This window comes from Paenibacillus sp. FSL R5-0810 (genome assembly GCF_038002285.1).
GTDB classification, from domain to species: Bacteria; Bacillota; Bacilli; order Paenibacillales; family Paenibacillaceae; genus Paenibacillus_AQ; species Paenibacillus_AQ lactis.
Genome location: NZ_JBBOCF010000001.1, coordinates 6,519,307 through 6,532,642 on the forward strand (window position 1 = coordinate 6,519,307; position 13,336 = coordinate 6,532,642).

Below are 13,336 nucleotides of genomic sequence, written 5' to 3' on the forward strand. Positions count from 1 at the left end.
GGATTCATATTTGTAAGACGTCATGGATACAATAATACCGTGAGGTGATTGCGAATGAATTCATCGACAGTGAAGTCTGACAGAGATAAAATCGCTGTGGAACTTACCCCGAATGAAGCTTTGGCTCTGACCGGCGTGGAATTTAACGCCGACCATGATGTGAAGGCTTCGGCACAACGTAAAATTCGGGCCGCCTTTGAGAAGACATTTGATTTTCAAGCACAGGAAAGGTAAATATTTCACAGTTTAACTACCGCGGAACCCCAATTCCAATATAAGAAAGAGGAACCTGTTTCTTTTCCGAGAGGGAAAGATAGGGTTCCTTTTTCTATTGGCTCTTTACTTTTGGCTGTAACTTCGTCACAATAATGCAGTATCGGGATATGACGTCCCAATTCATTGGACAAGCTTGTGGAGGTATGTGATGCGTTTACGCGGGAGAAAAGGTATTCGGGAAAATCTGGAGCAGCAGGAAGACCTGGTCGTTTTGGACCCCGGTCAATATAGAGGAAAGTGGGCCGAGCTGTTCGGCAACGATCTTCCGATCCATGTCGAATTTGGCATGGGCAAAGGACAGTTCATCAGTCAGATGAGCTATAAGCACCGGAATGTCAATTTTATCGGCGTCGATATGTACGACGAGCTGATCCGTCGTGCAAGCGAGAAGGGCCGGGGCGTATGGGCTTCGGAGGGAGTGGATACCCCGCCGAACTTGAAGCTGGCGCTGTTAAATATCGAGAACGTCGAGCAGGCTTTCGCTCCGGGAGAGATCGAACGGATTTATTTGAATTTCAGCGATCCGTGGCCTAAATCGAGACATGCGCGCCGCCGTTTGACGCATCCGCGGTTCCTGGATAAATATAAGGTGATTTTGAACGACAGAGGCCAGATTCACTTTAAGACGGACTCGGTCACGCTGTTCGAATTTTCGTTGAATGCTTTCGCGGATTACGGTTTGCAGATGACTAATATTTCCTTGGATTTACACCGCGACGGGCTGAACGAAGAGCATGTGATGACCGAATACGAGACGAAGTTTGTCGGGCAGGGGATGAAGATTCATCGCTGCGAGGTCCTTATGGGGGAAGCAGCGCTTGAAAGCTATCGACCGAACCGGCTGGAGAAATACGGAAAATAGTAGAAGGCGCAATGCCAGCTCCGTGCACTTCCTATGATAACGGTTACACGACTAATTATAATAGTAGAAAAAGATCGAACTTGCACCGATTCACATCCGGATCCTCGGGAAAATGGTCGATTATGCAGCTTCGTGCGGCATGGGATGGAAACGCGGTTTGTCAAAAAAAGGTGTACTCCAATTTCTAGGAGTACACCTTTTCATTTTCAAGCATGTCGATGATGCTTTTCGCGCTTTGCATGGGATGAAACCGCTCGATGTCCTTCAAATTTCGCTCCCGCTGTTCCTGGATGCGGTCGTATTGGTGGAGCAGCATGTTCATCCATTTGCCGATGACCTCAAGCGAGGTAATCGGCTCCCCAAGGCCTTGAGCCGTAAAATATTGGCAATTCTCTTCCTCCTGTCCGGGAAGCGGCTGATGAAACAGCATTGGAATGCCTTTGGCCAGCCCTTCCGTACAGGTCATTCCGCCAGGCTTCGTGACGAGCAGATCGGACACTTCCATCAGCTTGTCAATTTCGCGGGTAAAGCCCAGCAGCCGGATATTCGGGTGCTGGAAGCGCGGGTTGGCTTCCATCTCCTCCCGGGCCTTGTCATTGTTTCCAAGGCAGAAGATAATCTGGACTTGCCTGCTCCACCGGGTCAAATATTCGTTAACGACCTCGTCGTTCATAATGCCCCAGCCGCCGCCCATAACGAGAACGGTCGGCATATCGGACAGATTGAAGCGCTCGCGGATTTCATCCTTGCTTGGATGCGTCCAGAAGTCGGGGTGGATCGGAATGCCGGTCACCTGGATTTTCGCCTGGGAGACGCCGCGGTTCAGCAGCTTTCTCTTCACTTCCGGCGTCGAGACGAAGTAGCGGTCGACTTCCGGACTGATCCACGTATCATGGGCATCGTAATCGGTAATAACGGTACACAGAGGCACATCGGTGCCCAGCCGCTTCAAACGGGATATCACCGCGCTTGGAATGAAGTGCGTGCACACGATGATGTCGGGCCGAAGCGCCCTTACCACGTTCTTGGTGCTTGTATAGAAAATCCGGTGCAGCGCTAAAGCGGTAAACCGGTTAAAGGACTTCTGATGGCGGTACATGTACCCTACGAGTCTCGGGCGTGTCGTGATCGTCTTCCTGTAAGCCGAAATGATCAACGGAGCGATCTTGGGGTTCAGGAAGCTTCCGAGCTCTAGTACCTTCGTTTGTACGCTAGGGGACAATTGGCGCAGGCTGCTGGAGAGTGCGTGGGCGGCCTGCGTATGACCGGCACCGAACCCTTCAGATAACAGCAAGACTCTTTTTTTAGCCACTACTTTTCACCCGTTCTGCAGCGTTATTCTTTAACTTTAACATATCGGCTTTAGGAAGAGAATGCAACTATTTCCGGCTGCTATGAGGAGGGACTATGGTCCCGGATCAAGAAATCAATGCTGCCATGCGCTGCCGCATCCTGCTTGCTACTTAAGCCACTTGACGGCGATGCGGATTTTGTAGAAAAGAAGGGTCTGCGGACTTTTGACTTCGGTAAAAGGAGCCGCTACAATGATTCAAACGGACAGCAAAAAGTTTATTTAAAGAAAAGAGCGTGATGAATCAAAACTTTTTGGTTGTCTGTTACGTTTATTCATTGGCGGACAAGTTTGCGGTAAAAAAATTAGGCGGCCAAAAGAAATAAAAAGCAAGAAAACAGATGAAAATAAGAACTAAAGCCGTTTGAAACGAAGTTTGCTGCCACGCTGGACCGCAAGCTGAGCTCTTTTACGAAGTTTTTCGGTAAATTAGAGCATTCCACGCTTTTGACAAAAGATACGAAAGTGTGGAAAATCGTGTATGACGTGCGAAAAGCAGCCCCGCGGCACCGAGGCTAAGATCTAGAAAAGACACAAGACAAAAGTCAACAGGGTCATAAGAGCAAGAAAAAACATGTAGAGAGAAAAAAACACAACACATTCTCGGGTTATAAAAAAGGGGGTAACGGAGAATCATGACAGACGCCATCTTTATCGCGCTCCAATTATTTTTGGCCGCGGTGGGTGTGTACCAGTTCGTATTCTCTTTGTTTGGTCTGATCAAGAGAAAGAAGAAAAAGCACTTTGCACCGAATAAATCCTTTGCAGTCCTTGTGGCTGCACACAACGAAGAGCAGGTTGTCGGGGCTCTTATGGAGAACCTGAAGCAGCTCAATTATCCTAAGGAACTGTACGATGTATTCGTCATCTGCGACAACTGTACAGACCGCACAGCCGACATCGTCCGTTCGCATGGGATGAATGCGTGCGTGCGCACGAATCAAAATCTTCGCGGGAAAGGGTATGCCATCGAGTGGATGCTCAAAGAGCTCTGGGCGATGCCTCGTCAGTACGATGCGGTCGTCATGTTTGACGCCGACAATCTGGCGGACCCGAATTTCCTGATTGAAATGAATAACGACCTTTGCTCGGGAGCGAAGGTCATCCAGGGATATATCGACACCAAGAACCCTGAGGATTCCTGGATCACGGCCGCTTACGGCGTATCCTACTGGTATATCAACCGTCTGTGGCAGCTGTCCCGCCACAATTTGAATATGGCTAATTTCCTTGGCGGCACCGGCATGTGCTTCGAGACCAATCTCCTGAAGGAGATGGGCTGGGGAGCTACGAGCTTGGTGGAGGACCTGGAGTTTACGATGCGCAGCGTGATGCGCGGCGTATATCCGAAGTTCAACTATGACGCCAAAGTGTTCGACGAAAAGCCGCTGACGTTCAAGGCTTCGGCCAGGCAGCGTCTGCGCTGGATGCAGGGTCACTTTACGGTTGCCCGTCGTTACTTCTTCCCGCTGCTGTGGCGTGCCATTAAGGAACGCAGCCTCGTGAAGCTCGACTTGGCGCTGTATGGGGTCAACGTGTATATCGTCCTGCTGACGTTCGTGCTGACCGCCATCATTTGGGTCGATAATTCGTTCTTTGACGGTCCGAATATCGCGAACCTGTACGGGCATTTGCCGATCTGGCTGAGCTTTACGGCGATTGCGGCGAACGTGTTCACCTTCATGATCGCAATGATCCTGGAGAAGGTGAAGTTCAAGAAGGTATACCTGTACCTCGTCCTGTTCCCGATCTATCTGCTGTCTTGGTATCCGATTACCGTCTATGCCTTCTTCACGCAGAACAACAAAACATGGAGCCATACCGAGCATACACGTGTCGTTCGGCTTGAGGAAGTACAGAGCAAGCAAGGTTAATTAAATTTTGCGAGCAGTGTTGACATAGTCCAGTGTACTTGTTATACTGTTCTAGTCTTTGTAACAGAATATTCTGATTGCAAGTAGAAGCACCGCTTCTCACCTGACCGACATAGGTTGGCTGGTTTGATCACGAAATCAATGAATGGATTAAGTTTCATTTTTGAATGAGTTATCAAATAGGGATGTCGGTGGTTGAACCGTCATCCCTTTATTTTTTTGCAAGCAGGAATCACAAGTTATCTGGAGGTGGAGGACTATCAGTAAGGAACATATGATCAATGACGAGATTCGGGCCAAGGAAGTACGTTTGGTCGGCCCGGAGGGTGAACAGATCGGGATCAAGCCGATTCGTGAAGCACTGCAGATGGCAATTGATCTCAATCTGGATCTGGTGAACGTGGCCCCTCAGGCGAAACCGCCGGTATGCCGCATCATGGACTACGGTAAATTCCGCTATGAGCAGCAGAAGAAAGAGAAGGAAGCGCGCAAGAACCAGAAGATCGTGGATATCAAGGAAGTATGGTTCCGGGCCAACATTGAGGAGCATGATTTCCAGACAAAGCTCCGCAATGTCGTTAAGTTTTTGAAGGACGGCGATAAAGTGAAATGCTCCGTGCGTTTCCGCGGTCGTGAAATCACCCATGCGAACATCGGCCAGAAGATTCTGGAGCGCGTGAAGACGGAAGTGGCGGATCTCTGCGTCGTCGAACGTCAGCCGAAGCTGGAAGGCCGCAGCATGATTATGATTTTGGCTCCTAAAGCCTAAGAGAAATTAGAGGAGGAAGTACAACAATGCCTAAAATGAAAACACACAGCAGCCTGAAAGGCCGCTTCAAGATTACTGGTACGGGTAAAGTTAAACGTTACAAAGCTTACAAAAACCACTTGCTGTCCCACAAATCCAAGCGTGCGAAGCGCGTATTGTCCAACAGCCCAGTAATGGCGCCTGGAGATGTTAAACGTTTGAAGCAAGGTCTGGCTAACTTGAAATAGTAAACAACATTTATTGGGAGGTCTTTTGATATGGCACGAGTTAAAGGCGGATTTGTCGTTCGTCGTCGACATAAAAAAGTATTGAAGCTTGCTAAAGGTTATTTTGGTTCCAAACACCGTATTTTTAAAACTGCAAACGAGCAGGTTATGAAATCCCTCGTTTATGCATACCGGGATCGCCGTCAAACGAAGCGCAATTTCCGTAAATTGTGGATCGTTCGTATTAACGCGGCTGCTCGCCAAAACGGTCTGTCTTACAGCAAAATGATGCATGGCCTGAAGCTTGCTGGCGTGGATATCAACCGCAAAATGCTGGCTGATCTGGCTGTGAACGATCTGAACGCATTCAACTCTTTGGCAACCGTTGCTAAAGAAAAAGTGAACGCTTAATACTACATGTATGAAGAAACCGCCGAATTATTCGGCGGTTTCTTTGCGTATATCAGGATATCTTAAGGATTCGGCAATGCTGGTTAATTCGGTATCTTTATACATGAAATCGCCGTCTATATTTGCTGTATAGGGCCATGAAACAGGCAAGCCTCCCCCTTCCGGAATAGATTGAAATGTATATTACCTCAAGGAGGGATTTTCATGGAAAAGCCTGTCAACAAGGCGAAACTGAAGTCGTATGTGGGCAAGCGGATTGTTGCGTATAAGAAAGACGGAACTATGGTGACAGGCAAATTGGTTAAGGTATCCGGGAGCCGTTTGTTCGTTGAACCGGGCGGCAAGCAGGTAAAGACCAAAGCCATCGTTCCTCTCGTGCTGTTCGACTTGCTTGCGATCGGCACCGCGCCTTACGCTTACGGCGGGTATCCCGGATATGGGGGATATCCCGGATATGGCGGATTCTACGGCCCTGGTTACGGCGGGTTTGGCGGACCGTTCGGCGGATTCTTCTGGTAAAGACTAGGGATACCACACTTTTTCCATTTCGTAGCATTGGCTGGTTGAGATGATTCGGGTTACCGTATAACCGAGCTTTCTGTAAAAGGCGAGCCCGCCCCGGTTCCCGACGTCTACCATCACCTTCGCTCGCTTGCAACCGCGGGATACAGCGAAACGTTCGGCATGCTCCATCAGGCGGATGCCCCATTGCTTTCGCTGTACGGCGGGTGCGACGGCCAGCATATCGATATACAGCAGCTCGCCATGCACCAGGAAGTGGATGAAGGCGAGGACTCGATCCTCCTGTCCGGCTGCAACCAGGGTTACGCCGCGCCGTAATCGGACAGGGATATCTTTGCGAATCGCATGGATCTCCTTCGGGCTCATATGGGAAAGAGGGACGAGCTCGGATTCGATCAGCTGCAGAATCATGACGTCATCCTGCCCGGGTTTCCAGTAGCGGATCATCGTTATTTCTCTCCCTTCTCTCGCCGAGGTTTGCTGCTCAATTTATCATATGTACCAGGCTCTGGGAGCGTGTTTTGCGGCAATGGCCGGAAGCTTCGAATTGCGTAGTGAATGAAAACCTCTCATGCGAAGTAAAATAAATGTGTTGACTTCTGGATTGGAACGATCATATAATGTTTCTAAACATTTTAACGAATATATCCAATCGGCAATGATGAGGACGAAGTTTAAAGGGCTCTTTTGCTCAGAGAGTGGATGGATCTGCTGAAACCACCACCAAAATCCCTTTTATACGAGCTCACCTCGGAGCTGTTTTCCTGAAAGATGCTAGGCTATGACTTTACCGCATTAAGTCGTAACAGCATTTATTAGGGAAAATCGTGTAAGTCCACGTTACGGACTGCAGATATTGAAGAGCTGGTGTTATGCGAGAGCCTTCATACCTGCTGAGGCTTTACACTGCGAGGTGTAGAGCAAACATGGGTGGTACCACGGAAGCCAGAACCTTTCGTCCCTCACACGGAGATAATCCGGGTGTGGAGACGGAAGGTTTTTTTGTTGCTTGGATCATGGTGGAAATTAGAGCATGCCAATATTTGAGAGGAGGATGACTGATGAGCGCGCAAACTCCAGAAGTGCGGTCTACAGAACAATTACGTGAGAAATGGATGAAGCCTGAAGTGATTACCGGATCGGAAATCTTGCTTCGGAGTCTTCTGCTCGAAGGTGTCGAGTGCGTTTTCGGATATCCGGGCGGAGCCGTCCTGTACATCTACGATGCAATGTATGGTTTTGAGGATTTCAACCATGTCTTGACTCGTCACGAGCAAGGCGCCATCCATGCAGCCGACGGATATGCCCGGGCAAGCGGTAAAGTAGGTGTATGTATCGCGACCTCGGGACCGGGGGCAACGAACCTCGTAACCGGGATTGCAACAGCCTATATGGATTCTGTTCCGCTCGTTGTCATTACCGGTAACGTAGCAACGACGCTGATCGGAACGGATGCCTTCCAGGAAGCGGATATTACAGGCATCACGATGCCGATCACCAAACACAGCTATCTGGTGCGGAATGTCGAAGATCTGCCGCGGATCATCCACGAGGCCTTCCACATCGCGTCCACGGGACGTAAAGGGCCGGTGCTGATCGATATTCCGAAGGACGTATCGGCGGCAACGACGCTGTTCAAGCCGGAAGATACCGTCCACCTGCGGGGCTATAACCCGCGAACGGTACCGAATCGTCTGCAGCTCGACAAGCTGGCCCGCGCGATCGAGGATGCCGAGCGTCCAATGATTCTTGCCGGCGGCGGCGTCATATACTCCGGCGCACACGAAGGGCTGCTGGAATTCGTCAACAAGACGGGCATTCCGATCACGACGACGCTGCTCGGGCTGGGCGGATTCCCGACGGGACACGAGCTCTGGACGGGCATGCCGGGCATGCATGGCACGTACACGTCGAACCAGGCCATTCAACAATCCGACCTGCTGATCAGTATCGGAGCGAGATTCGATGATCGCGTTACCGGCAAACTGAACGGATTTGCACCGAATGCCAAAATTGCTCATATTGACATCGATCCGGCGGAGATCGGCAAGAACGTGCCAACCGATATCCCGATTGTCGGGGATGTCAAAACCGTGCTTGAAATGCTGAATCCGCTCGTCGGATACGCAGGCAAGGCGGATGCTTGGAGAGACCAGATCGGCAAGTGGAAGGCGGAATATCCGTACCGCTACGTGGATTCGGATACCGTACTCAAGCCGCAGTGGGTTATCGAAATGCTGAACGAGACGACCAAGGGCGAAGCGATCGTAACGACGGACGTCGGACAGCACCAGATGTGGGCGGCCCAGTATTACAAATTCAACCAGCCGCGTTCATGGATCACCTCCGGCGGCCTCGGCACGATGGGCTTCGGATTCCCTTCCGCCATCGGCGCCCAAATGGCCCATCCCGACCGGCTCGTCATCTCGATCAACGGGGACGGCGGCATGCAGATGTGCTCCCAGGAGCTTGCGATCTGCGCCATCAACAACATTCCGGTCAAAATCGTGGTCATCAACAACCAGGTGCTTGGCATGGTTCGCCAATGGCAGGAGCTGATCTACGACAACCGTTACAGCCACATCGATCTGGCGGGCAGCCCGGATTTCGTCAAGCTTGCTGAAGCTTACGGTGTGAAAGGTCTTCGCGCCACGACGAAAGACGAAGCGCACCGCGCTTGGGCCGAAGCGATGGAAACGCCGGGACCGGTGCTCGTCGAGTTCGTGGTCGAGAAAGGCGAGAACGTGTATCCGATGGTACCGCAAGGGTCGACGATCGATCAAATGCTGATGGGGGATGCGTAAGATGAGTACAAAACATACCATTGCCGTACTAGTAAACGACCAGCCGGGTGTCCTGCAGCGGGTTTCGGGACTGTTTGGCCGCAGAGGCTTCAACATCGAGAGCATTACCGTGGGGCAATCGGAGGAGCAGGGGCTGTCGCGGATGGTTATCGTAACGACAGGAGATGACACGACGCTGGAGCAGATCGAGAAGCAGCTATACAAGCTGATCGATGTCATCAAAGTCATCAACCTGAGCTCCAAGCCGATGGTTGCAAGGGAGCTTGCCCTGATCAAGGTCAAGGCGGAGCCTTCCGCCAGACCTGAAATCATGGGCGTTGTCGAGACCTTCCGGGCTTCGGTCGTTGACATCGGTACCACCAATCTGATGGTTCAGGTTGTTGGCGATACCGTGAAGATCGATGCGATGATCGAGCTGCTGAAGCCTTACGGGATCCAGGAGCTGTCCCGGACCGGGGTTACCGCGATGATTCGCGGTAATGCGTAATCATCCGTTCGCTTTTTGATGCTTTTCGCTTCTGAGCTTCAAACCATCAATATCAGCAGACACCTGCATGGCATGAGCGGGTGTTTCAGCAGACCGGGCCACTAAGCCGGGTCGATTGAAATACCCGCTCATCATGAAGGGTCTTTAAAATTAAAGGAGGACTTATCCAAATGGCAGTTACTACTTATTATGAACAAGATGCAGAGCTTAGCGTACTTAAGGACAAAACGATCGCGGTAATCGGCTACGGCAGCCAAGGGCATGCCCAAGCGCAGAACCTGCGTGACAGCGGTCTCCAAGTGGTGATCGGTCTTCGTGAAGGAAAATCCTTCGACAAGGCGAAAAACGACGGGTTCGAGGTGCTTTCTGTAGCGGAGGCTGTAAGCCGTGCGGATGTCGTTCAAATCCTCATGCCGGACGAGACGCAAGCGTCGGTGTACAAGAATGACATCGAGCCGAACCTGAAAAAGGGTGCAGCTCTGATGTTCTCCCATGGCTTCAACGTTCATTTCGGCCAAATCGTGGCTCCTAAAGACAACGACGTCCTGCTCGTAGCTCCGAAATCCCCGGGCCACATGGTTCGCCGCACGTATGTTGAGGGCTTCGGCGTACCTGGATTGATCGCGATCGAGAAGGACGCGACCGGACAAGCTAAGGCAATCGGCCTTGCTTATGCTAAAGGTATCGGCTGTACCCGTGCAGGCGTTATCGAAACATCCTTCCGCGAAGAAACCGAAACCGATCTGTTCGGTGAGCAGGCTGTACTGTGCGGCGGCGTATCCGCGCTGATCAAAGCCGGTTTCGAAACGCTGACAGAAGCCGGTTATGCTCCGGAAATGGCTTACTTCGAGTGTCTGCATGAACTGAAGCTGATCGTTGACATGATCTATGAAGGCGGACTTGCGAACATGCGCGACTCCATCAGTAACACTGCGGAATACGGCGACTACGTAACAGGCCCACGCATCGTTACCGACGAAACGAAGAAAGCGATGAAGGAAGTATTGTCCGATATTCAACAGGGTAAATTCGCTCGCGACTTTATTCTCGAGAACCAATCCGGCCGTGCATTCCTGACGGCTACTCGCCGCAACGAGTCCGAGCACCAGCTTGAAGTCGTTGGCGCTCAGCTTCGTGAAATGATGCATTGGATCAAGAAATAAGAAGATTCAATGTCATTAGAAGATTTATGGCTTCCAGCCTTTTCTATGGGACGGGTGAACAGCCTGGAAATAACAGATTTAAAAGGAGGAACCGCTATTAAGGCGGCTCCTCCTTTTATTTGTATTGGCCGAGGACGGTTATGGCCCCACCGGAGAAAGCTAGCGCGTAAGCAGATGTGCTCCGGTACTTTCGCTCCGACTGAAATCGTTTAAACGCTGTGAGGGGCTCATATTGTGAACAACTTGTCCAAAGTGGCGTTATTTTTACAGGGTGTTTCAGGATTTGCGTCTTACCAGGCGTAAGCTTGCGGCGCAGGGCCACCCGGACCAGGGAAAATTTCATCCAGCCGCTTCATAGCCGATTCGTCGAGCTCCACCTCGAGGCATCTCAAGGAGCTTTCGAATTGTTCCAAAGTACGCGGACCGATGATCGGTCCAGTGATCGCCGGATTTTTAAGAAGCCAGGCCAGTGCGACGTTGTCCTGCGGCTCTCCGAGCTCCTGGCAAAGTGCGGCGAATTGCTCCAGCTGGGCACGGTGCTTCTCGATCCGCTCCGCATTGCCGCCGCTTCTCGAACCCTCAATCTTCTTCAGCGCGTTGCGCCCCAGCAATCCGCCGTCGAGCGGACTCCAAGGAATTACGCCGAGACCGAGGCTCTGCGCTGCTGGCAGCACTTCAAGCTCAGGGAGCCGGCGGTCAGGCTGTACTTATGCTGCTCGGATACCAGACCAAGGAAGTTCCGGTTTTTGGCAGCGGCTTGAGCAACGGCGATGTGCCAACCGGCGAAATTGCTGGAGCCGACATAGCCGATTTTTCCCTGATGCACCGCGACCTCAAATGCTCCCCAGAGCTCGTCCCATGTTACGGATGAATCCACGTGATGCATTTGATACAGCTCGATATGATCGGTCTGCAGCCGCTTCAGCGACCCTTCAAGATGGCGCCGGAGCTTGTAGGCGGACAAGCCGGCTGCATCATTGGGACCGTCGAGCGGATCGCTCATCGACCCGTAAAATTTCGTGGCCAAAATGACCTTTTCCCGACGGCCGCCGCCCTGCTTGAACCACCGCCCGATTATCGTTTCGGTCAGCCCGGCGTTCTCGCCCCAGCCGTAAACATTAGCGGTGTCGAAAAAATTCACGCCGGCATCCACCGCCGCATCCATGATGCGAAAAGCTTCCTTCTCATCCGTGGCAGGTCCGAAATTCATCGTACCGAGACACAGACGGCTGACTTTCATGCCGGATTTACCTAGAGAGGTGTACTGCATGAGGGGATCATCTCCTTGGTGGGTATTGGTAATAAAAACGATTACATTTCTATTGTAGCGCATGAACAGAGAAATGTAACCAAAGCGGTGCGGGTAACGTTAATAAAGGAAACGGAGGATTTTTATAAGGAGGGACGAGCATGAGTTCTCGTTGCCGAAACGCAATCCGCTTGCGAAAGCTCTCGTTATTTGGATTGGTGGCGGTATTACTTGCGATTAGCGCTTGTGACAATTCCCCTGCAGCCCAAACGGACGAGAACGCCCATAGAGCATTGCCGGAGTTGTCGGATGAGATACCCGCAATTCAAAATGCAGCATATACAGAAGGCACCAGGCGGTTGGTCCAGGATACTTTTGATTCGATCCAAACGATCCAGAATAAGATCCGGAATGAAGGGCTGCCTCCTTGGATGATGGAGACGGAGGAAGTGCGTATTTCGCTTGCGGAATATGTCTTCACCCTGAAAACTAAAGAGTTGATCTATGCCCTAAATCAGTTGACCGAGAAACCTTCGGGCGAGGAGGTGCTGCGGCATATGATTACCGAGGCGCTGACCGTGCACCATGCAAAACAAATTGGAATCACCGTAACGCCGGAGGAAGTCAAGGGTATGATCGACATGCAGAGGCGTGCGATGAAGGACACCGGCCCGAAAACATCCGCGGAGCAGCTGACCTTATACATTATGGAGCAGCGGATCCGAATCACGGGACTGAGCGAGGAGGAGTTTTGGAATAGCGAGGAGTTATTCAGCGCGTACGAGGCGGCGATTTACATGAATAAGCTTATGGAACATATCCTTGCGGATGAAGACCTGAAAGGGACGGAAAGCTATGAGGCGCTTCAGGCGGAGCTTTATAAGGATTTCCGGAAAAAACATCGCATTAAAGTGCCCGATCTAAGCGAGTTGGAGACGCTATAACGGGCGGACAAGCGAGCTGGCGGCTTCTCCAGCTCGCTTGTTTTTCCATGCTCACTTCTGGACCGGGTTATGGCTGCCAAAGCACGGCCAGCAGCCATATCACCTCGAATCGGCATGAAGTCCCCCGGGTGACTACTGAAGCGAAGGTAGGAAGGTGCCTCATTGCGGCGACACCCGGGTTCATCGTGGTGGCTGCCGAAGTGCAGCCAGACAGTTGGCCCCATCGCCGCAACCCCCGAAGTCCCCCGGGTGACTTCTTAAGCGGAGCCAGGAAGTCGGCCCCATCGCCGTCACACCCAAAAGTCCTCAGGGGGCTGCCCAAGCGAGCCAGGCAGCCACCCCCATACCCACCCCAAGTGAGCCGAAGGGAACGCGGACCGCCCAAAGCTTCGAAGCAGCGGAGAGGACGAATCGATTA

The 13,336-nt window shown here is 51.7% G+C and carries 13 protein-coding genes and 1 pseudogene; 11 read left to right on the forward strand and 3 right to left on the reverse strand.

Going from position 1 to position 13,336, the window contains the following annotated elements; translation table 11 throughout:
• Positions 1-54: 54 nt before the first annotated feature.
• Together MKX76_RS29245 and trmB are read left to right on the forward strand one after the other, a co-directional pair.
• Complete coding sequence (locus tag MKX76_RS29245) at positions 55-234, forward strand: hypothetical protein (RefSeq protein ID WP_007127234.1); 180 nt, start codon at positions 55-57, stop codon at positions 232-234.
• A 190-nt stretch (positions 235-424) separates the two neighbouring features.
• Entirely contained in the window at positions 425-1,138 is a 714-nt protein-coding gene (gene trmB, locus MKX76_RS29250) for a tRNA (guanosine(46)-N7)-methyltransferase TrmB (protein WP_210094432.1), read from the forward strand.
• Between the two features lie 184 nt (positions 1,139-1,322).
• On the opposite strand, the gene MKX76_RS29255 is transcribed toward trmB, so the two are convergent.
• A complete protein-coding gene (locus MKX76_RS29255; protein ID WP_210094431.1) occupies positions 1,323-2,450 on the reverse strand; it encodes an MGDG synthase family glycosyltransferase in 1,128 nt (375 codons plus the stop codon).
• 674 nt (positions 2,451-3,124) lie between these two features.
• Between MKX76_RS29255 and MKX76_RS29260 the strand changes: the two genes are divergently transcribed.
• The 5 genes from MKX76_RS29260 (at position 3,125) to MKX76_RS29280 (ending at position 6,268) form a co-directional block, all read left to right on the forward strand.
• Entirely contained in the window at positions 3,125-4,363 is a 1,239-nt protein-coding gene (locus tag MKX76_RS29260) for a glycosyltransferase family 2 protein (protein WP_007127237.1), read from the forward strand.
• Positions 4,364-4,637: 274 nt separating this feature from the next.
• Positions 4,638-5,132: a translation initiation factor IF-3 gene (gene infC / locus MKX76_RS29265; RefSeq protein WP_007127238.1), complete on the forward strand. Its 495-nt coding sequence runs from the start codon at positions 4,638-4,640 to the stop codon at positions 5,130-5,132.
• A 26-nt stretch (positions 5,133-5,158) separates the two neighbouring features.
• Positions 5,159-5,359 (forward strand): 50S ribosomal protein L35, encoded by a 201-nt coding sequence (gene rpmI, locus MKX76_RS29270; protein ID WP_007127239.1) that lies wholly within the window; start codon positions 5,159-5,161, stop codon positions 5,357-5,359.
• Between the two features lie 30 nt (positions 5,360-5,389).
• Positions 5,390-5,749, forward strand: coding sequence for a 50S ribosomal protein L20 (rplT, locus tag MKX76_RS29275; RefSeq protein WP_007127240.1), 360 nt, complete (start codon positions 5,390-5,392; stop codon positions 5,747-5,749).
• A gap of 204 nt (positions 5,750-5,953) precedes the next feature.
• The gene (locus MKX76_RS29280) at positions 5,954-6,268 is read left to right on the forward strand and encodes a hypothetical protein (protein ID WP_007127241.1); all 315 of its coding nucleotides are present in this window, start codon (positions 5,954-5,956) and stop codon (positions 6,266-6,268) included.
• Between the two features lie 3 nt (positions 6,269-6,271).
• Here the strand turns inward: MKX76_RS29280 and MKX76_RS29285 are convergent, their stop codons facing one another.
• Positions 6,272-6,718, reverse strand: a complete 447-nt coding sequence (locus MKX76_RS29285; RefSeq protein ID WP_341035006.1) for a GNAT family N-acetyltransferase — start codon at positions 6,716-6,718, stop codon at positions 6,272-6,274.
• 614 nt (positions 6,719-7,332) lie between these two features.
• Here MKX76_RS29285 and ilvB point away from each other — a divergent pair.
• The 3 genes from ilvB to ilvC all read left to right on the forward strand — a co-directional run bounded on the left by ilvB (position 7,333) and on the right by ilvC (position 10,725).
• The gene (ilvB, locus tag MKX76_RS29290; RefSeq protein ID WP_007127243.1) at positions 7,333-9,075 is read left to right on the forward strand and encodes a biosynthetic-type acetolactate synthase large subunit; all 1,743 of its coding nucleotides are present in this window, start codon (positions 7,333-7,335) and stop codon (positions 9,073-9,075) included.
• Position 9,076: 1 nt separating this feature from the next.
• Complete coding sequence (ilvN, locus tag MKX76_RS29295; protein WP_007127244.1) at positions 9,077-9,562, forward strand: acetolactate synthase small subunit; 486 nt, start codon at positions 9,077-9,079, stop codon at positions 9,560-9,562.
• Positions 9,563-9,732: 170 nt separating this feature from the next.
• Positions 9,733-10,725 carry a ketol-acid reductoisomerase gene (gene ilvC / locus MKX76_RS29300; protein ID WP_007127245.1) on the forward strand — a complete coding sequence of 331 codons (993 nt, stop codon included), beginning with the start codon at positions 9,733-9,735 and terminating at the stop codon, positions 10,723-10,725.
• A 290-nt stretch (positions 10,726-11,015) separates the two neighbouring features.
• Here the strand turns inward: ilvC and MKX76_RS29305 are convergent.
• Positions 11,016-11,995: pseudogene (locus MKX76_RS29305) on the reverse strand (aldo/keto reductase).
• Between the two features lie 140 nt (positions 11,996-12,135).
• On the opposite strand from MKX76_RS29305, the gene MKX76_RS29310 reads away from it, so the two are divergent.
• The gene (locus MKX76_RS29310; protein WP_341035007.1) at positions 12,136-12,918 is read left to right on the forward strand and encodes a hypothetical protein; all 783 of its coding nucleotides are present in this window, start codon (positions 12,136-12,138) and stop codon (positions 12,916-12,918) included.
• Positions 12,919-13,336 lie beyond the last annotated feature (418 nt).

What these genes read in the sequence shown, in the direction of transcription:
- MKX76_RS29245 (WP_007127234.1), top strand. Translation starts at nt 55, where the DNA reads ATGAATTCATCGACAGTGAAGTCTGACAGAGATAAAATCGCTGTGGAA.
- trmB (WP_210094432.1), top strand. Translation starts at nt 425, where the DNA reads ATGCGTTTACGCGGGAGAAAAGGTATTCGGGAAAATCTGGAGCAGCAG.
- MKX76_RS29260 (WP_007127237.1), top strand. Translation starts at nt 3,125, where the DNA reads ATGACAGACGCCATCTTTATCGCGCTCCAATTATTTTTGGCCGCGGTG.
- infC (WP_007127238.1), top strand. Translation starts at nt 4,638, where the DNA reads ATGATCAATGACGAGATTCGGGCCAAGGAAGTACGTTTGGTCGGCCCG.
- rpmI (WP_007127239.1), top strand. Translation starts at nt 5,159, where the DNA reads ATGCCTAAAATGAAAACACACAGCAGCCTGAAAGGCCGCTTCAAGATT.
- rplT (WP_007127240.1), top strand. Translation starts at nt 5,390, where the DNA reads ATGGCACGAGTTAAAGGCGGATTTGTCGTTCGTCGTCGACATAAAAAA.
- MKX76_RS29280 (WP_007127241.1), top strand. Translation starts at nt 5,954, where the DNA reads ATGGAAAAGCCTGTCAACAAGGCGAAACTGAAGTCGTATGTGGGCAAG.
- MKX76_RS29285 (WP_341035006.1), bottom strand. Translation starts at nt 6,718, where the DNA reads ATGATCCGCTACTGGAAACCCGGGCAGGATGACGTCATGATTCTGCAG.
- ilvB (WP_007127243.1), top strand. Translation starts at nt 7,333, where the DNA reads ATGAGCGCGCAAACTCCAGAAGTGCGGTCTACAGAACAATTACGTGAG.
- ilvN (WP_007127244.1), top strand. Translation starts at nt 9,077, where the DNA reads ATGAGTACAAAACATACCATTGCCGTACTAGTAAACGACCAGCCGGGT.
- ilvC (WP_007127245.1), top strand. Translation starts at nt 9,733, where the DNA reads ATGGCAGTTACTACTTATTATGAACAAGATGCAGAGCTTAGCGTACTT.
- MKX76_RS29310 (WP_341035007.1), top strand. Translation starts at nt 12,136, where the DNA reads ATGAGTTCTCGTTGCCGAAACGCAATCCGCTTGCGAAAGCTCTCGTTA.